16 protein-coding genes and 1 other RNA gene are annotated in these 18,241 nt (G+C 72.1%); 5 read left to right on the plus strand and 12 right to left on the minus strand.

The annotated features are described in order from the left end of the window. The first annotated feature begins 172 nt into the window (after positions 1-172). Positions 173-2,221 carry a DUF6541 family protein gene (locus ACIA5G_RS06700; RefSeq protein WP_395921197.1) on the plus strand — a complete coding sequence of 683 codons (2,049 nt, stop codon included), beginning with the start codon at positions 173-175 and terminating at the stop codon, positions 2,219-2,221. 297 nt (positions 2,222-2,518) lie between these two features. Here ACIA5G_RS06700 and ACIA5G_RS06705 read toward each other — a convergent pair whose 3' ends face one another. Then, entirely contained in the window at positions 2,519-3,793 is a 1,275-nt protein-coding gene (locus tag ACIA5G_RS06705; protein ID WP_395921198.1) for a hypothetical protein, read from the minus strand. A gap of 8 nt (positions 3,794-3,801) precedes the next feature. Next, positions 3,802-4,824, minus strand: coding sequence for a glycosyltransferase family 2 protein (locus tag ACIA5G_RS06710; protein WP_395921199.1), 1,023 nt, complete (start codon positions 4,822-4,824; stop codon positions 3,802-3,804). A gap of 84 nt (positions 4,825-4,908) precedes the next feature. Here ACIA5G_RS06710 and ACIA5G_RS06715 point away from each other — a divergent pair, with 84 nt between their 5' ends. Continuing rightward, entirely contained in the window at positions 4,909-6,006 is a 1,098-nt protein-coding gene (locus ACIA5G_RS06715; protein ID WP_395921200.1) for a UDP-N-acetylglucosamine 2-epimerase, read from the plus strand. 59 nt (positions 6,007-6,065) lie between these two features. Continuing rightward, positions 6,066-6,620: a glucosaminidase domain-containing protein gene (locus tag ACIA5G_RS06720; protein WP_395921201.1), complete on the plus strand. Its 555-nt coding sequence runs from the start codon at positions 6,066-6,068 to the stop codon at positions 6,618-6,620. Here ACIA5G_RS06720 and ACIA5G_RS06725 read toward each other — a convergent pair. The 3 genes from ACIA5G_RS06725 to ACIA5G_RS06735 form a co-directional block, all read right to left on the minus strand. Continuing rightward, positions 6,577-6,963: a hypothetical protein gene (locus ACIA5G_RS06725; protein ID WP_395921202.1), complete on the minus strand. Its 387-nt coding sequence runs from the start codon at positions 6,961-6,963 to the stop codon at positions 6,577-6,579. The genes ACIA5G_RS06720 and ACIA5G_RS06725 overlap by 44 nt on opposite strands. A 115-nt stretch (positions 6,964-7,078) precedes the next feature. Then, entirely contained in the window at positions 7,079-7,675 is a 597-nt protein-coding gene (gene recR, locus ACIA5G_RS06730; protein ID WP_328612972.1) for a recombination mediator RecR, read from the minus strand. A 5-nt stretch (positions 7,676-7,680) separates the two neighbouring features. After that, complete coding sequence (locus tag ACIA5G_RS06735) at positions 7,681-8,043, minus strand: YbaB/EbfC family nucleoid-associated protein (protein ID WP_395921203.1); 363 nt, start codon at positions 8,041-8,043, stop codon at positions 7,681-7,683. Between the two features lie 78 nt (positions 8,044-8,121). Between ACIA5G_RS06735 and ACIA5G_RS06740 the strand changes: the two genes are divergently transcribed. Further along, entirely contained in the window at positions 8,122-8,973 is an 852-nt protein-coding gene (locus ACIA5G_RS06740; RefSeq protein WP_395921204.1) for an N-acetylmuramoyl-L-alanine amidase, read from the plus strand. A gap of 152 nt (positions 8,974-9,125) precedes the next feature. Here the strand turns inward: ACIA5G_RS06740 and ACIA5G_RS06745 are convergent, their stop codons facing one another. Further along, positions 9,126-11,369: a DNA polymerase III subunit gamma and tau gene (locus tag ACIA5G_RS06745; protein ID WP_395921205.1), complete on the minus strand. Its 2,244-nt coding sequence runs from the start codon at positions 11,367-11,369 to the stop codon at positions 9,126-9,128. A gap of 43 nt (positions 11,370-11,412) precedes the next feature. Further along, positions 11,413-12,972, minus strand: coding sequence for an ALF repeat-containing protein (locus tag ACIA5G_RS06750; RefSeq protein ID WP_395921206.1), 1,560 nt, complete (start codon positions 12,970-12,972; stop codon positions 11,413-11,415). Positions 12,973-13,058: 86 nt separating this feature from the next. Here ACIA5G_RS06750 and ACIA5G_RS06755 point away from each other — a divergent pair, with 86 nt between their 5' ends. Continuing rightward, a complete protein-coding gene (locus tag ACIA5G_RS06755) occupies positions 13,059-13,910 on the plus strand; it encodes a spermidine synthase (RefSeq protein ID WP_395921207.1) in 852 nt (283 codons plus the stop codon). Between the two features lie 148 nt (positions 13,911-14,058). Here the strand turns inward: ACIA5G_RS06755 and ffs are convergent. From ffs to ACIA5G_RS06780, 5 genes are all read right to left on the minus strand, one after another. Next, positions 14,059-14,153: signal recognition particle sRNA small type (ffs, locus tag ACIA5G_RS06760), an RNA gene on the minus strand. 43 nt (positions 14,154-14,196) lie between these two features. Continuing rightward, positions 14,197-14,796: a GTP-binding protein gene (locus ACIA5G_RS06765; protein ID WP_395921208.1), complete on the minus strand. Its 600-nt coding sequence runs from the start codon at positions 14,794-14,796 to the stop codon at positions 14,197-14,199. After that, positions 14,774-15,121, minus strand: a complete 348-nt coding sequence (locus ACIA5G_RS06770; RefSeq protein WP_395921209.1) for a DUF742 domain-containing protein — start codon at positions 15,119-15,121, stop codon at positions 14,774-14,776. The genes ACIA5G_RS06765 and ACIA5G_RS06770 overlap by 23 nt, the downstream gene beginning before the upstream one ends. After that, entirely contained in the window at positions 15,121-15,555 is a 435-nt protein-coding gene (locus ACIA5G_RS06775) for a roadblock/LC7 domain-containing protein (protein WP_364378792.1), read from the minus strand. Before ACIA5G_RS06775 ends, ACIA5G_RS06770 begins: the two co-directional genes overlap by 1 nt. Continuing rightward, positions 15,552-18,236, minus strand: coding sequence for a nitrate- and nitrite sensing domain-containing protein (locus tag ACIA5G_RS06780; RefSeq protein WP_395921210.1), 2,685 nt, complete (start codon positions 18,234-18,236; stop codon positions 15,552-15,554). The genes ACIA5G_RS06775 and ACIA5G_RS06780 overlap by 4 nt, the downstream gene beginning before the upstream one ends. Positions 18,237-18,241 lie beyond the last annotated feature (5 nt).

Here is an 18,241-nt window from a genome sequence, read left to right on the forward strand (position 1 = left end):
TCAGAGAAGGGGTCAGCGTAGGAAGAACCGTGTTCACCCTGGCATCCGCCAGGTGGCGATGCGACGCAGGTCACATTTCACGAGGGAGCCGTACCTCGTCATCCCCATTCGCGGGAGCCGAAAGGCCTCTGAATAGACTTTTCACGATTTTCGTCGTGGCGGTGGGGAGAGAATGGTGTCCGAGGGTCTCCTGCTTCTCGTCGGCGTGCTGGTGATGTTCGTTCCCGGCCTCGCCCTCCTGATCGCCTTCGGCGTCCGCGAACGGCTTTGGCTGGCCGGCCTCTCCGCGCCCCTCACCACCGGTTTTGTCCTGCTGGTCTCGCTGCTGACCGGCGTCACCGGCCTGCGCTACGGGCTGCTGTCCGTGACGGTTTCGCTGGTCGTGGTCGTCCTCGCCGGCGCGGGCGTGCGGTTTCTCCTGCGGCGCCGTCGCGCGGTCGCCGAACCGGCCGAAGACCTGCGGTTCGTCGCCGGCGCCGCCGGTCGCTGGGTGCAGCTCGCCGGTCTGGCCATCGGCGTCGTCGGCGTCCTGCTCGGGGTCCGGACCTGGCACACCGGGCTGGGCTCGTGGGCCACGCCGACGCAGGAGCACGACACGGTCACCCACGCCGTCTTGACGGCGTTCACGCACTTCACCGGCCAGGCCGCGCCGTGGCAGGTGCTGCCCGTCGACGTGGTGCACGACACGGCCGTCCAGTTCTACCCGCCGGGCTTCACCGACCTCGCGGCCCTGCTCACGAACATCTTCGGCGACACGATGCTGTCGCTGAACCTGGTCACGGTCGTGTTCTCGGTCGTCGTCCTGCCCCTGTCGGTCGCCGCCCTCACGGCCGCGGTGCTGCGGCACGCGCGGCTCGGCCGCGGGTGGGTCGAACTCGGCGCCGGCGTCGCCGCGCTCGTCGCCGTGCAGCTGTACCGGCCGGGCATCGCGTTCGCCCACGACGGCGGTGTCCTGCCGAACGCGGCCGCGATGGCGCTCGCCCCCGGCCTGACCGCCGTCACGCTGGTGATCGGCCGCCGCAACCTGGGCCGGGCGGTGCTCGTCGGCATCGCGCTCGCGGGCGCGATCAACGTGCACCCGAGCGCGCTGACCACCGCGGCGCTGACGACCGTCGCCGCGATGGTGGGCCTGCTGTTCACCCGCCGGGGCCGGATCGCGTTCGTCCGCTCGCTGCCGCCGCTGGTGCTGGCCGGGGTGGTGACGGTGGTGGTCGCCCTGCCCGACGTGTTCGCGCTGCTGCGGCTCAGCGGCGGCACGGTGGTCGACGCGCCGGCCACCATCCCGCCCCAGTCACTGGGCAAGGCGGTGGGCGTGGTCGTGCGGCTGCCCTACAGCGGCTACTTCGACCTCACGGGCACGCTGGGCCAGGTCGGCCTGGGCGTGCTCGGCCTGATCGGCGCCGCGGTCGCGATCGTTTCCCGGCGGTGCTGGCCCCTGGTGACGGCGTGGCTGTTCTGGACCGCGGTGATCATCACCTTCCACCTCTCCCCGAACACGGGCTTCGGCGCGACCGTCGCCCGGTACTACTACCGGGCCGCCGGCCGCGTCGACACGCACATCTACCTCATGATCCCGGTTCTCGCCGGGGCGCTGTTCGCCTTGCTGGGCCTCGCTTTCGCGTCGACGCGGCTGCGCTTCCCGGTGCCGGTCCGCACGCGGCCGGTGGTCGCGGCGGCGCTGACGGTGGCGCTGCTGGCGGCGCTGACCCTGACGACGTTCCGCGGCTACATGAACACCGGCGCGCTCTCGCTGAGCCAGCGCTACGCAACACCGCAGTTCGTCCGCTACGACGCGGCGGACGACGCGGCGGCCAAGTGGCTGCACGAACACGCGGCGCCGGGCGAAACGATCCTGAACAACGCGAACGACGGGTCGACGATCCTGTACGTGGACTACGACCTGCCGATCCTGAACATCGTCCCGGACGGCCACAGCCCGATCACCGACAACGTGACGCTGCTGGCGATGTTCAACTCGTTCCCGGACAACCCGACGGTCCAGGACATCCTGCGGCGCAAGAACGTCAAGTGGGTCTACGCGGACTCGCAGGCGCCGACGGTCGGGACCGACGGGAACCACTGGACGGGGAGGCGGTCGTTCAGCCTGGCGCCGGGCCTGGAGAAGCTGACCGGCTTGCCCGGGCTGACCAAGGTGTTCAGCCAGGGCACCGTCTCGGTGTACCGCCTGGACCTGCCACCGCAGAACCCGCCGCAGGGCTGAGAGTCCACCAAAGGGCGTCAGTCGCGCGAAGCCGCCGGACGTCGCAACACGAACACCAACACGACGGCCAACCCCAGCGTAGGGGCCACGGCCAGCCCGGCGACGGCCTTGAAGACCGGGTCACCCGGCGCCACCAGCAACACAACGGCGGCGGTCGTTCAGCCAGGCGCCGGGCCTGGAGAAACTGACCGGCTTGCCCGGGCTGACCAAGGTGTTCAGCCAGGGCACCGTCTCGGTGTACCGCCTGGACCTGCCACCGCAGAACCCGCCGCAGGGCTGAGAACCCACCAAAGAACGTCAGTCGCGCGAAGCCGCCGGACGTCGCAACACGAACACCAACACGACGGCCAACCCCAGCGTAGGGGCCACGGCCAGCCCGGCGACGGCCTTGAAGACCGGGTCACCCGGCGCCACCAGCAACACGACGGCGGTCGTCACGGCGACCACCGCCCAGGTGACGAGCACCTTGTTCGCCTGCTTGCGCGCCACCAGCACGGCGGTCATCAGCTGCAGCGCGGTGAGCAGGACCGCGCCCCACACCATCCAGGCCACCCACCAGCCCTGCGCCACGAACTTCGAGCCGTAGAGCAGCGAGACCAGCCACGGCCCGATGAGCCAGCCGACCAGCGCGCCGACCACACCGAGGGCGACCGTGCCGAGCGCGCCGAGCGCGAGCAGCCGTCGCAGCCGGTGCACACCGTCGGCGGTGCCGGAAAGCCGGACGACCGTCGGCACCGCGAGCGCCTGCAGCGGCGAGAGCAGCAGCAGCGGCACGCGCGACACCGTGAGCGTCGCGAAGAGAACGCCGACGTCGGCGTCGGACCCGCCCGGCGCGAGCAGGCTGACCATCGCCGGGTAGCCGGTGATGACGCTGGCGGTGAGGCCGGCGCCGGCCATCAGGATCAGGATCCGCGCGGTGACCGGCCCCCAGCCCTCCCCCTCGGCGTGCGGGTCGACCAGCCCGGCGACCGGGCGGACGAACAGCAGCCAGGCGAACGAGCCGGCCGCGGCCGCGATCGCGAACGACGTCAGGCCGGTCAGGCCGGCGAAGAAGACGCCGAACAGGACGAGCACGCGGACCGCCGCCTCGGCGACGACCAGCCCCGAATACGGCTTGATCCGCTGCTGCCCGACGAGCAGGCCGCGAGCGGCGAACTGGCAGGCGAACGCGATCGCCCCGCACAGCACGACCACACCGAGACCGGTCTGCCCGGCGTAGAGCCGATCCGACAGCACCGGCACGACGAGCGTCAGGGCCGCGACCACGGCGACGGTCACCGCGCCGACGGTGAGGGCCCGCAGCGCGGGCTTGCCGGCCCGGCCGCCGTCGATCGCGGCCACCGCGGACTGGCGGGACAGCTCCTGCTCGAGCGGCGAAAGCGCGCTGCCGAGGCCCATCAGGATGCCCCAGAACGACAGGTAGACCTTGCTGTTCTCCGGCCCGAGCCAGCGGGTGGCCAGCAGCGTCAGCACGTAGCCGAGCGCGATCGCGACCAGCAGCGAGATGCCGATCTTCCCGGCCGAGCGGCCGGTCTCCTTGGCCAGGCTGCGGCTGTCCGCCTCGTCGGTCATCGGCGAGCTCATCGGTCCCGCCGCCGCCGGGCACGCAGGGCCATCACCAGGCCACGCACGGCACCGGCGCCGAAGCCGGCGCCGAACACCGGGGCCAGCTTCGCGACGGCCTTGGCCTCGGCGGTCGTCGCGCCGAAGCGGGTCACGGCCGCGCCCGCGGCGGCGGACCCGGCGGTCGCGAGCAGCACGGCCGTCTTCGGCCGCCGCAGCGCCACACCGAGGCCGAGCACACCGACGCCGAACGCGGCGAACAGGCCGTTGCGGGCGGGGCCGGGCGACCCGAGGTAGGAGTCGACGAACGTCGTCCCGCGGAAGTACGACTGGGCCAGGAACTTCTTGAAGCTGTCGCGCCCGTGGTAGGTCGCGGAGAACTCCGGGGCCAGGAAGATGCGGTGCCGCTCGGCGATCCAGCGCAGGACGCCGGTGTCGTCACTGGCGAAGCGCACGTCGTCGAACAGCGAGACAAAAGCGTCGGAAGCCGCTTCGAGCACGGCACGCGGCGCCGAAAAGAATCCGGTGCCCTTGGGGAACAGGTCGAACTGCTCGATGCCGAAGGACATCAGGCGCGGGTTCGCGCAGTACCGGCGCCAGGGGATCTTCACCAGCCCGGCCATGAACCCGGCGTACGGGTTGTGCTCGGAAGCGACGTTGATGTGCCCGTTCCAGACCGTCCGCTCGGGATGGTCGACCAGCTGGTCACGCAGGAACGTCAGCGAGCCGGTGTCCACCACCACGCGGCTGTCGAGCAGCAGGATCTGCTCCCCGCCCGCCTTGGCGATGCCCGCCCGCCGGGCCTCGAACCGGCCCGAGTTGGCTTGGCTGAGCACCGTGATGCCGTGGCGTTCCCGCAGCTCGTCGAGCCGCGAAGGCGTGGCGTCGGTGCTGCCGTCGTCGACGACGACGACCTCGATCGGCCAGTTCGCCTCCTCGGCCGAGGCGAGCAGCGCGCCGACACTGCGTTCGACCCAGTCCTGCTCGTTGTAGACCGGGATCACGACGCTGAGCGAGGGGAGGAGCGGGTTCGCACTCACCGGGCCGAGGCTACCCGGCGGCCCCGGCGGTGGGTCGGCCAGTATCCTTGCGCCACCGCACCCGACCAGAAATGGGCCTTCACGGTGATTTCCTTCATTCTCGGCACCACCGCGGAACTGATCAAGATCGCGCCCGTCTACCACGGGATCCGCGAGCGCGGGATGCGGCCGAAGATCTGGTTCACCGCGCAGCACGTCGACGAGGTCGCCGACGTCCTCGCCGACCTGAACATGCCGGCGCCCGACGTCTGGCTGGTGCCGGAGGACAAGGCGCACAACCTCGAGTCGCCGGCGCAGGTGCCGGGCTGGGCCGCGCAGGTGCTGCGCACCGCGTGGAGCCGCCGCCACGAGCTGCGCGCCGCGCTGACCGAGGACGGCCGTCCCCCGCTGGTGCTGGTGCACGGCGACACGTTCACCACGCCGTACGGCTCGCTGATCGGGAAGCGGATCCTCAAGTCCCGCGTCGGGCACGTCGAGGCGGGCGCGCGGTCGGGCAGCATTCTCTCGCCGCTGCCGGAAGAGCTGAACCGCAAGATCGCCGCGAAGATCGTCGACATGCACTTCGCGCCGAGCATCCGCGAGGTGAACAACCTCCGGAACGCCCGCGGCGTTGTCGTCGACACCGAGGCGAACACCGCGATCGACGCGATGCGCCTGGCCATCAACCAGCCGCTGGACGTGCCGAACCTGCCGGAGAAGTTCGGCCTCGCCACGCTGCACCGCTTCGAGCTGGTCTCGCGCCCGGACAAGTACCGCGAGGCGCTGGAGATCCTGCGCGAGCAGAGCCGCAAGATGCCGATCCTGTACATGGCCGGCGCGCCGGAGCGCGAGAAGATCCGCGCGCTGGGCATCGGGAACATCTTCGACGACCAGTTCATCGTCCAGCCGAAGATGCGGTACCTGAAGTTCCTCCCGCTGGTCGCGCGCGCCGAGTACGTCGTCACCGACTCGGGTGGTCTTTCGGCGGAGTGCTACTACCTCGGCCTGCCCTGCGCGGTGCACCGCGAGCGCACCGAGACGCCGCAGCATCTCGGCGAGACGGTGGTGCTGACCGAAATGCGCGGCGACAAGCTGCAGAACTTCCTCGACACGTACGAGAGCCGTCGTGGTGAGTCCTGGATGGACAAGTACCACCCGTCCGAGATCATCGTCGACACCCTGGTGCAGCTCGGCTACTGCTGAGGCGCTCTTCCGGGTGATCCCGGTCGCCACTTCCGCGGCGATCGGGCAGCTTGGCCTCCATGATCCACATCGGACGGGCGGCCGTCCTCCTGGTCGTTCCCCCGATCGACCAGGTCTCGGTTCGGGACGCGGCGCTGAGCGCGGGCTTCCAGGAGGCGTACGTCGGCGCGGCGGGTCCGATCGCCCTGCGGATCCACGCCGCGTACGACATCCCGGCATCGGTCACGGTGGCGCAGTCGATCCTGGAGTCGAACTGGGGCCGCAGCAAGCTGTCCACGGCCGAGCGCAACTACTTCGGCTTCAAGTGCGTGACACCGACGAGCCCGGGGCCGCTTGCGTTGCGCTGCGCGCGGTACCCGACCACGGAGTGCATTCCGGCGCCGTGCCATCCGGTGGACGCGTTTTTCCGGTCCTACGCGTCTGTTGACGACTCATTCCGTGATTACGGGCGGCTGTTGACAACTTCGTCGAATTACGCGGCGGCGTTGCCGGTCCGGTCCGATCCGGACGCGTTCATCCGGGCGGTGGCGCGGAAGTACGCCACCGACCCGGAGTACGCGAACAAGGTGATCAGGCTGATGGACCTGTACGACCTGAGGCGGTTCGACCGGTGAGCTTGGTGATGTCCTGGTCGTAGAAGCCGCCGGTCAGCTTCCCCAGCTTTTCGAAGAACTCGACGCCGCCCACGGCGAGCGCGGCGAGAAGATCTTCCTCGCCGGTGACGGCGGTCCGGCGCGGGCCGCCGTCGAACGCCAGGGTGAACCGCACCAGACCGCCCGGGACCGACTCGAGCCGGAGCACACCGGACTCCTCCCACAGCGGGGTCTCCGCCCGGCCCTCCTGGCGGTACTGCGCCACGAGGTCGGCGATGTCGCGCCACAGCCGCTCGACGTCCGCGTGGAAGTTCCGGTCGAAGACCGTGACCTCTCCGACGGTCAGCTCGATCACCCCGGACATGGGGTGAACCCGCCTCGACCGGGGTAGCTCGGCGCAGTCCAGGATGTCGACGAGCTCCGGCGTTCTCCCCTGCACGGCGAGCATGAACGTCCGGACCGGCGCTACCGGGAGGCCGTTATAGGACACGGCGGCCCGAGAGCGCGCGGCCCAGCGTCAGCTCGTCCGCGAACTCCAGGTCACCGCCCATCGGCAGCCCCGACGCCAACCTCGTCACGCTCAGGCCCGGGAAGTCGCGCAGCATCCGCACCAGGTACGTCGCCGTCGCTTCGCCCTCGGTGTTGGGGTCCGTCGCGATGATGATCTCGGTGATGTCCGCCTCGCCGATGCGCTTGAGCAGCTCGCGCATCCGCAGCTGCTCCGGGCCGATGCCCGACAACGGATCGAGGGCGCCACCCAGCACGTGGTAGCGGCCCTTGAACTCGCGCGTGCGCTCGACCGCCAGGACGTCCTTCGGCTCCTCGACGACGCAGATGACCGTGAGGTCGCGGCGCTCGTCGCGGCAGATGCGGCACTTCTGCTGCTCCGAGACGTTGCCGCAGACCTCGCAGAACTGGACGCCCTCCTTGACCTTGCCGAGGACGTCCTGCAGCCGCGAGATGTCCACCGGGTCCGCGGCCAGCAGGTGGAACGCGATCCGCTGGGCGCTCTTCGGCCCGACCCCGGGCAGCCGCCCGAGCTCGTCGATCAGGTCCTGGACGACACCTTCGTACAAGTTCGTCAGCCGCCGAAGCCGAGGGCGCCGAGGTCGGGCATGCCGCCGCCACCGCCGCCGAGGCCGCCGGCCAGCGGGCCGAGCTTCTGCTCGGTGAGCTTCTGGGCGCTCGCCGACGCGTCGCGGACCGCCGCCACGATCAGGTCGGACAGCGTTTCGACGTCGTCCGGGTCGACGACCTTCGGGTCGATCTGCAGGCTCTTCAGCTGGCTGTCACCGGAGACGGTCGCGGTGACCAGCCCACCACCGGCGGTGCCGGTGACCTCGGTGTTGGCGAGCTCCTCCTGGGCCTCGACGAGCTTCTGCTGCATCTGCTGGGCCTGCTGCATCAGCTGGGAAATGTCGAAGCCGCCGCCGGGTTGCACCATGATCGCACTCGGTCCTCTCTGCACGCCTGTGTCACCACCAGGGTAGTCGCGCCACGGGTGGGCCCGGGTTGTGGCACCGTGGTCGCCGTGCGACGCGCGATTGTCCCCCTGCTGCTGGCCGGTGCCCTGCTGCTCACCGGCTGCGAAGACGAGGCCCCGGCAGCACCGGCGCCGGCTCCCGTGACGACGCGGACGGTCACGCCGGCGCCGACGACGGTGACGTCCGCTCCGCCACCTCCGCCGTCGCCGTCTTCGGTCACCGCGCCGCCGCCGGTCGCGGCCGGGAAGGTCGTCGTCCTCGACCCCGGGCACAACGGCGGCAACGGCTCCCACCCCGCGGAAATCAACCGGCAGGTGCCGGCCGGGCGCGGCCAGACCAAGCCGTGCAACACCACCGGCACCGCCACCAACGCCGGGTACCCCGAGCACGCGTTCACCTGGGACGTCTCCCAGCGGGTCGGGCAAGCGTTGGCGGCCAAGGGAATCCGGGTTGTCTACACGCGACAGAACGACACCGGCGTCGGCCCGTGCGTCGACCAGCGGGCCGCGATCGGCAACACCGCGAACGCCGACGCCGTCGTCTCGATCCACGCCGACGGTTCGACCGCGGCCGGGGCGAACGGCTTCCACGTCGCGTATTCGTCACCGCCGCTGAACGCGGCGCAGGGCGCGCCGTCGACGCGGCTGGCCCAGACCCTGCGCGACACGATGCGCACCGGCGGCTTCAGCACGTCGAACTACATCGGCGGCAACGGCCTCTCGGCGCGCGCGGACCTCGGCGGGCTGAACCTCTCGACGCGGCCCACGGTGCTGGTGGAGTGCGGAAACATGCGCAACGCGGCCGAAGCGGCGCGGATGACGAGCGCGGAAGGGCGCCAGCAGTTCGCTTCGGCCATCACCGCGGCGATCGAGGCCTACCTGGCCTCCTGAGCCGCCACGACGGCCTCGCCGTGCCGCCGCGGCTGAGCGCGAACACGACGACGACCGCCCACTTACCTGTCGGGTTCCTGGTTTCGAGAGGTCACGATCAACCCGGACGGCTCGCCGCAGACGTCGATGGTCCGGGCCGGCCGCGACCTTGGTCAGTCCAGGGGGCGGGCGCCGAGGTGGTCGGAGAGCAGCTTGCGGGCCAGCTCGTCCGGGTCCTGGTCCGGCGGCGGTGGGGGCGGTGGCGGCGCCGGGCTGGCGTCCTCGTTGTAGAGGTCTTCGTCGTCCTCGCCGGCAGGTTCCGGGGGCAACGGGATGTCCGGCTCGGAGGTGGTGACCTTCGGACGCGCCGGCGGGGGTGTGGGCGCGGGCCGGGACGGCTGCTGGGCCGGAGCCGGCGGCGCTGCGGGCGCGGCCGCCGACTGGCGCGTGAACGAGCGCTCCGGCGCGGGTGCCGCCTGCTGCGGACGCGCGGCGGATGCCGCCGGGGCGTTGCCGTGGACGCAGCGGACCTGCCACTCGCCGCCCAGGACTTCGGTCAGCGCGCCGGCGATCTTGCGGGCGTTGTCCTGGTCGGACAGGCGGCGGGCGAGCGGCTCGGACTTGTGGGTCAGCGTCAGGGCGTTGCCCTCGACCGTGGCGACTGTGGCCTGGGTGAGCATCGCCTCGAGGCTGCGGCCGCCGGTGAACTTGCGCAGCGCGGTCATCAGCTGCGGCCAGACGTTCCGGATCGCGGCGGCGTCCAGCCCGCCCGACGCCGTGGGCGCGGGCGCCGGGGGTTCTTCGGCGGCGGGCGCCGCGGCCGGGGCGGGTGTGCTGCCGCCGGGGGCACGGGTGGCCCCCCAGCCGCTGTTGTCGGCCGGTTCGGCCGCGGGCGCCGCGGCCGGGGCAGGCGTGCCGCCGCCGGGGGTACGCGGGGTTCCCCAGCCGCCATCCGCGGACTGGGCCGGGGCGCCACCCGAAGCCGCCGCCGGAGCGCCGCCGGCCGGCGTGCCACCACCCGGGGTGCGCGAGGCACCATCTACGGACTGGGCCGGAGCTGCTGCCGGAGCGGCCGTCGCACCGCCACCCTCGGCGGGCCTGGCTGCCGGGGCCGGTTCGGCCTGGGGCGGCTCGGGCACCACGACCGGAGCCGGACCCGCCGACGCCGCCCGCTGCGAAGGCCGTGAGAACTCCTTCTCCGGCGCCGCCCGCACCGGCGGCTCGACGCCACCTTCCGCGGGCGCGCCACCCCCGCCGGCCAGGGTCGCCCGGCGCTCCAGCCGCTCGATCCGGGCCAGCAGCGCCTTTTCCGCCTCGGTGACCGACGGCAGCAGCATCCGCGCGCACAGCAGCTCGAGCACCAGCCGCGGCGACGTCGCGCCGCGCATCTCCAAGAGTCCATTGTGGACGATATCGGCGTACCGCGAGAGCGTGCCGAGGCCGAGCCGCTCGGCCTGCGCGACCATCCGCGACAGCTCTTCCTCCGGCGCGGACACCAGCCCGCCCGCGGACTCCGGCACCGCGCGCAGCAGCACCAGGTCACGCAGCCGGTCGAGCAGGTCGGTGGCGAACCGCCGCGGGTCGTGCCCGGCCTCCGTGACCTTCTCGACCGTGCCGAACACCGTGCCGGCGTCGTCGGTCGAAAGCGCATCGACCATGTCGTCGATCAGCGCGACGTCGGTGACGCCCAGCAGCGACACCGCGCGGCTGTAGGAAACACCGTCCGGCCCGGCGCCGGCGAGCAGCTGGTCGAGCACCGACTGCGTGTCACGCGCCGAGCCACCGCCCGCCCGGATGACCAGCGGGTACACCGCGGGCTCGACTTCGACGCCCTCGGCAGCGACGTTGCTTTCCAGCAGCGTCCGCATCGCGCCCGGCGGGATCAGCCGGAACGGGTAGTGGTGCGTGCGCGAGCGGATGGTGGTGAGCACCTTGTCCGGCTCGGTGGTCGCGAAGATGAAGATGACGTGTTCCGGCGGCTCTTCCACGATCTTCAGCAGGGCGTTGAAGCCCTGCGTGGTGACCATGTGCGCCTCGTCGATGATGAACACGCGGTAGCGCGACTCGGCGGGCGCGTAGAACGCCTTGTCCCGCAGCTCGCGGGCGTCGTCGACACCACCGTGGCTCGCCGCGTCGAGCTCCGTGACGTCGACGCTGCCCGAACCCTCCGGCGCGAGCGCCTTGCACGAGTTGCACTCGCCGCACGGGTCGGGTGTCGGCCCCTTCACGCAGTTCAGCGAGCGCGCCATGATGCGCGCGCTCGACGTCTTCCCGCAGCCGCGCGGGCCGGAGAAGAGGTAGGCGTGGTTGATCCGCCCGGCGGCCAGCGCCGTGCGGAGGGGTTCGGTCACATGCTCCTGCCCGACGACCTCGGCGAAGGTTGCCGGACGGTACTTGCGGTACAGCGCGAGAGCCACGCCGCGAGACTACCGGGGAGGTCCGACAACCTTCGCCGTGCGGTCAGACCAGGGCGTTCACCTTGGCGACCAGAGCGTTCACCTTGGCGACGTGCTGCGTGGTGAAGGCGTCCCGCGCCCGCGCCTTGCCCAGCTCGCCGGCCAGGTACGGCGCCAGGAACGAGTCCGGGCCGTCGAGCACACCCTGCGCGACGGCGTTGACCTCGGGACCGTCCGACAGCGTCTGGGCCACCTTGATCCGCAGGTCGTGCCGCTGCGCCACGAACCGGCCGGTGGTCAGGAAGGCGCGGACGTCGGCGGGGGTGCCGTCGAGCGCCGTCTGCGCGGCGCGCTGGGTGGCCGGGCCGCCGGTCGCCATGATCCGGCCGACCTCGACGCGGTCGTCGGTGTCGCGGCCCGGGTAGTCCCCGGTGCGCAGCAGCGCGGCAACGCCGGCGTACGGCCCGGCGAGCGCGTCACGAGCGGCCTGGCGCAGCCCCGGCCGGGCGTTCGGGTCCGCCGCGATGACCGCGACGGCGGCGCGGTCGTCGGACTCCTGCGCAACGGCGAGGCCGCTACGCACGAACGTGACGACGTCGTCGTCCGAGCCGTTCAGCGCGGCGCGGGCGGCGTCCTTGACCGCGGACCCGCCGGTGCGCAGCAGGTAGACCGCCGCGCGACGGCCGTTCGGCACGGTCAGCGCCGGGTCTGCGGTGTCGGCGAGCAGCTTGTCGTTGTCCGTTTTGGCCTGCGCGGCGCGAGCCGCGGCGTCACGGGCCTGCTGCTGCGCGGCGGCTTCGGCGCCCGCGGCGGCCTGGGCGTCCTGCTGGGCCTTGCCCTGCTGGGTGGTGAGCCGGTCGGTGTCGGCCTTGCGCGCGTCCGAGGCGATCGTCGCGGCGCGGCTCTTGGCGAGGTTCACGCCGAGGGCGCTGTGCTTGGCCGCGGCCGCCTTGCCGAAGTCGAGCTGGGCCTGGACCGCGGCGACCTCCGTGTCGCCGTCCGCCGCGACCTTCCGCCACAGGTCGAGGAAGTAGCGGATGTCGGCCGGGGTGCCGTCGAGCGCGGTCTGCGCGGCGGCCTTGACCTCCGGGCCGCCGGCGGCCATGGCCTGGGCGGCCAGCACCCGGTCGTCGATGTCCTTCGCCTGCTGCAGGCCGGTTTCGAGGAACGCGCGGACGTCGGCGGGCGTGCCGTCGAGCGCGGTCTGGGCCCGCTCGTCGACGGTCGGGCCGCCGGCGCTCATGGCCTGGCCGACCGCGATCCGGTCGTCGGCCACCCGGGCCTGGGCCAGGCCGTGCGCGAGGAACTCGCGGACGTCGGCGATGGTGCCGTCGAGCGCCTTCTGCGCGGCGCGCTTGGTGGCCGGGCCGCCGGTCGACAGGGCCTGGGTGACCAGGACCCGGTCGTCGTCGTCCTGGGCCTGGTAGCGGCCGGTGGTCAGGAAGGACTGCAGGTCGGCGGGTGTGCCGAGCAACGCCGTTTCGGCGGCTCTGGCCACGCCGGGGCCACCGGACTCCAGCAGCTGGACGGCCTGGGCCCGCTCGGGCAGGACGTCCGCGGCCGCCGGCGTCACGAAGACCCCGGCGGCGAGTGCCGCGGCGACGATTACTGCGTTCGCACGCAAGGAAAACCCCCTCGATCGATGATCGTTCCGCTCCCTTATCGGCGCGGCGGGCGGAATGTTTCCGACCGCCGCTAGGCTCGGTCGTCGTGGGTCGTGCGCGGAAGGCGGAGCCGGTGCCCGGGCAGTACCCGGTGCGGTTCGGGACGGCGGAGCTGCTCCGCGACGTCGACCGGGGCAACGCCTGGCTGCTGTCGGTGGAGGGCGTCGCGCAGTCGTACGTCGACCTCGACGACCCGGCCAACCTGGAGTTCGACTACGTCCGCCGGTTCGGGGACGTGGTGGACCAGCTGCCGCCGGGCCCGCTGGAGGCGCTGCACATCGGCGGCGCGGCCTGCACGCTGCCGCGGTACGTCGAGGCGACGCGCCCGGGGTCGCGGCAGCTGGTGTTCGACGCCGACGGGGAGCTGGTGGAGCTGGTCCGCGCCCAGCTGGGGCTGCGCGTGCCGGGCCTGCGCGTCCGGGTCACGGACGGTCGCACCGGCCTGACGACCCGCCGCGAGGACTCGGCGGACCTGGTGGTGGTCGACGCGTTCGAGCGCGCCACCCTGGCCGGCGGCCTGGCAACGCTGGAGGCCACGCGCGCGATCGGAGGGATCCTCCGCACCCCGGGCCTCTACCTCGCCAACATCACGGACGGCTCGGGCCTGCCGTTCGCCCGCCGCTTCGTGGCGACGCTGCGAGCGGTGTTCCCGGAGGTGATGCTGCTGGCCGACCCGGCGGTGCTGAAGGGCCGCCGCTTCGGCAACCTGGTGGCAGCGGCCTCGGCAACCGAACTCCCGGCCACGGCGATCGCCGCCCGCACGGCGTCGGCGGCGTTCCCGGCACGGTGCGTGTACGGCGCGGAGCTGGAGAAACTGGCGGGCCGGGCGAAGCCGATCACGGACGAAGACCTGCCGCCGGTGCCGCAGCCGCCGGACGACATGCTGGGCGTGTTCTAAAAATCTCACCCCACGAAGCACGAGAAATGCCGCGGCAGCGCTGATAGGCCGCAACTTCGGCACCGTGGGGGTCCGGGGGCTCGGCCCCCGGGCAAAAGGACGAAGTGAAGGCCCGGCGAAGGGCGAAGCCCAAGAGCCGGAGCCGAAAAGAAGGGGACCCCGCGCACCCGTCAGAGCCTGCTTATCCTTGCTGCCTTCCGGCCCTGGGGAAGTTCACAGGGTGGACGCCGCGCGGGGTCCGTGGATCAGTGTAGCGGGCGGTCCGGCAAGGACGCCGGAACCCCTCCTAAGCCCCCGCGCCCGCCTGGGCCCTGGCCCGCTTGAACGTGTTCCGCAGCACCGCCAGCAGCGCGTCCCGCACCGAAAGCTTCTGCCGCGCGTCGAACGTGATCAGCGGGACGTCCTCGCTCACCGCCAAGGCCCACCGCACGTCCTCGAGGTTGTGCCCGAGGGACCCGTCGAACATGTTCACCGCCACCACGAACGGCAGGCCCGCGTTCTCGAAGTAGTCGACCGCCGGGTAGCAGTCGTCCATGCGGCGGGTGTCGACGATGACCAGCGCGCCCAGTGCGCCGTGGACCAGGTCCTGCCACATGAAGCCGAAGCGGTCCTGGCCGGGCGTGCCGAACAGGTACAGCTTGACCTCGTCGTCGATGGTGATGCAGCCGAAGTCCAAAGCCACCGTCGTGGTGGTCTTGGCCGGGACGTGGCCCGTGCGGTCCACCGAAGCCGCCACCGAGGTGATCGCGGCTTCGGTCGTCAGCGGCTTGATCTCCGAAATGGACGACACGGCCGTCGTCTTGCCGACGCCAAAGCCGCCCGCGATGACGATCTTGACCGGGGCCGGCGGCCGGGTGCCCGGTTCAGTGAATGGCTTCGAGTCCACGAATGACCCTTTCGATCATGCCGAGGTCTTGCGAGTTGTGGTTCGCCGGCCGCCGGACGACGACGTAGCCCAGTTCGGCGAGGTCGGCCACCAGGACGCGGGCGACGCCGATGTGCAGGCCGAGCATGGCGGCCACCTCGGCGACCGACATGGTGCTCCGGCACAGGGAGACGATCTCCTGGCGCTCGAACGTGAGCTTCGGGTGGGACGCCGCGCCCAGGCGGGACGTCATGACCTGGGCCTCGATCTCGAGGCTCTGGTCCACCGGCTGGGCGCGCCCCGAGGTCATCAGGTACGGCCGCAGGAGCGAAGGTTCCTCGGTCATCACGAACCTACGGTGTTCTTGAGCTCCTCGATCAGGCCGGGCGTGAGGACCTCGGTGGCGCGGTTGGCGAACATCGCCATCTCGTAGGCGATCGTGCCGAGGCTGGCCTGCTTGTTGGCGAGGACGCCGAGCGAGCAGCCGATGCTGATGGTGCAGACCAGCAGGTACCCGTGCTCGAGCTCGATGATCACCTTGTCGGGCGAGCCGAGCGGGTGGCTTTCGGAGACACCGTGGGCGAGGCCGAGCATGGCGGAGGAGATCGCGGCGAGGCGGTCGGCGTTGGAGCGCTCGAGCTCCGACGACACGGCGATCAGCAGACCGTCGGCCGAGACCGCGATGGCGGCTATCGCGCCCGCGGTGTGCTGCGCGAAGCGGCTCACCAGCCAGTTGAAGTTCTGGGCTTCGACACTGACGCCAGCTGCGGGGATGCTCATTTCCTGCTCTCTTCTCCTCGTTCCATCACACGACCGGCGACCACGCCTCGGGGCGGGCTGTCTGCCGTAACCACGTCCTCCGCCTTGGCGAGGCCGGCGGCGAACGAGTCGAACGCCGCCCGCTCGGCCGCCGGGTCCCGCCGGGGGCGGTTCACGACGGCTCGGGCGGCCGGCCGGCCCACGGACGTTTGCGGACGCAGGCCCGGGGCGAGCTGGGCGCCGGGGACGCGGCGGATCAGGCCGTCCCGCGACGGCGGGTCGGCCACGACCGGCACGCGCACCGGGAGCGAGACGGGCTCGGTGACCACGGTCGGCGGTGCGGCCGGCGGGTCGTTCTCCATCGCGCCGACCTCGGCGGCCTTCGCGAAGGCGCTCTGGAACCCGTCCATGGCGGCCTTGGTCGCCTCCGGGTCGTGCCGCGGTTTGCCCTCCTCCACCGGCGCCGTGGTGCCCGGGCTGGGCAGCTGGGCGCCGCGGACGCGCCGGCGCAGGCCACCCCGGGCTTCGGCTTCTTCGGGCTCCGGAGCGGGCTTGACGTCGGGTTCGGCGTCGGGCCAGGCCGGCTCGAGCTGGTTGAACCAGCGGAAGCCGTTGCCGCGGATCGTGCCGAGCAGCGCCGGGATCGCCGGCATCGGCAGTTCGGTCTGCGGCGCCACCGGCCGGAGTTCGTCCAATGTGGACACCGAGGCGGCCACCGCCACGGCTTCGGCGGGACGCGGTTTCGGCTTGGGCGCGGCCTGCGCCGGGATCACCGGCGCCGGGTCGGGCTTCGCGAACCCGCTGCGGTGGCTGAACAGCGACGGCGGGATGGTCAGCCGCGCGGTCACGCCGCCGGTGGTCGGCGTCGCGAGCAGCTCGACACCCAGGTCGTGGCGGCGCGCCAGGCGGCCGACCACGAACAGGCCGAGCACACTGGTCGGCGCGAGCTCGAGGCGTTCGCGCTCGACGAGCCGCTTGTTCTCCTCGGCCACCTTCGCCGCGGTCATGCCGATGCCGTGGTCGACGATGCTGACCAGGCAGGAGCCGTCGGCGAGGAACATCGTGTCCACCTCGACCGTCGAGCCCGGCGGCGAGAACGACGTCGCGTTTTCCAGCAGCTCGGCGAACACCAGCACGAGGTCGGCGCCCAGCGCCGACGACAGCAGGATCTCCGCGATGACGCCGAGCTTGACGCGCTGGTAGTCCTCGATCTCGGCGAGCGCCGAGCGCAGCGCCGTGGACAGCTCGATCGGGCCGGCGATGCGCGTCTCGTCGCGGGTGCCGGACACCACGAGCAGGTTGTCGGCGTTGCGGCGCAGGCGGGTGGAGAGGTGGTCGAGCCGGTAGAGGCTGGCCAGCAGCCGGGTGTCCTGCTCGTTGCGCTCGACCTCGTCGATCAGCGCGAGCTGGCGGCCGACGAGGTTCTGCGTGCGCTTCGCGACGTTCGCGAACATCAGGCTGGTGTTGCGCCGGGTGAGCGCCTGCCGCTCGACCAGCTCGGCCGCGGTGGTCTGGACCCGGTTGAACGCCGCCGCCAGCTTGCCCAGCTCGTCGCTCGAGACGACGTCGATGGTGGCCAGTCGCGGCACCTGCTCCTCGGCCTCTTCGGTGTCGGTCACCCGGACGAGCTCGGTGCCGGCGAGGTCGGCGACCGACGTCGCCGCGGTGGTCAGCCGGCGCAGCGGCCGGGCGATCGAGCGGGACACCGCGACGGCGAGGAAGGCCACCAGCAGGAACAGCAGGCCCGCGCCGACACCGACCAGCCACGCCAGCCGGGTGCCCGCGTCGGCACGGTCGGTCGCCGCGTCGGCGATCTCGCCGGTGACCCGTTCCTGGATCAGTTTGCGTTGCCCCGCCTGGCTTTCCGACGCGGCGAGGACGTCGGCGACGTACTGGGTGGTCGCCCCGGCGTCACGCGGGTTGCCGACCAGGCCGGCGAGCTCGTCGATGCGCCGGCCCGCGTCACCCTGCTCGACGTTGACGACCAGCGCGGACTGCTCGCTGTCTGCCTGCTGGACGAAGCGGTCGGTGAAGATCGGCGCCTGCTGGGTCGCGTCGTCGAGGATGGTCCGGCCGGATTCGGGCGCCACCGCGGTCACGATCAGCGCCATGCCGCGCAACGAGTTCTCCTCGTTCGCGCGCAGCAGCGCTTCGAGCGCGGTGAGCTCCCGGGTGCCTTCGGCGTCACTGGTGAGCTGCGGGACGAGCCGCAGTGAATCGATTACCGCGCCGATCACCGCGTGGTAGGTGCGGGCGACGCTGTCGAGGGCGACCCCGCGGCGTTCGGCGTTCTGCCGCAGCTCGGCGAGCGAGCCGATCCGCGTCAGCGCCGCGGACAGCTCGTCGGGCGCGTCGGCGCCGAGGGACGAGCGCACGCTCTCGACCGTCGAGTCGACCGTCTTCCGCTGCTGGAGCATCTGGTCGGCGGACATCGACGGCGTCGCGACGAACGCGCCGGTCAGCAGCCGCTCCCGCTGCAGCTGCAGCACCAGGCCGCCGAGCTGCTGGGTGTGCCGCGCCACCGTCGCCGACTGCGTCGCGGCCAGCGCGCTGTTCGCCTGCGTCAGCACGAACGGCACCGACACCAGCACCACCGCGACCAGCGGGGGCAGGAGCAGCAGGTTCAGCTTGCCGCGAATGCCGAGCCGGGTGAGCAAACCCCCGCCGCCGGCCCGTTCCGCGGTCGCCCTGCCGTGCCTCATCCCGC

Source organism: Amycolatopsis sp. NPDC051758 (assembly GCF_044453095.1).
Taxonomy (GTDB): Bacteria; Actinomycetota; Actinomycetes; order Mycobacteriales; family Pseudonocardiaceae; genus Amycolatopsis.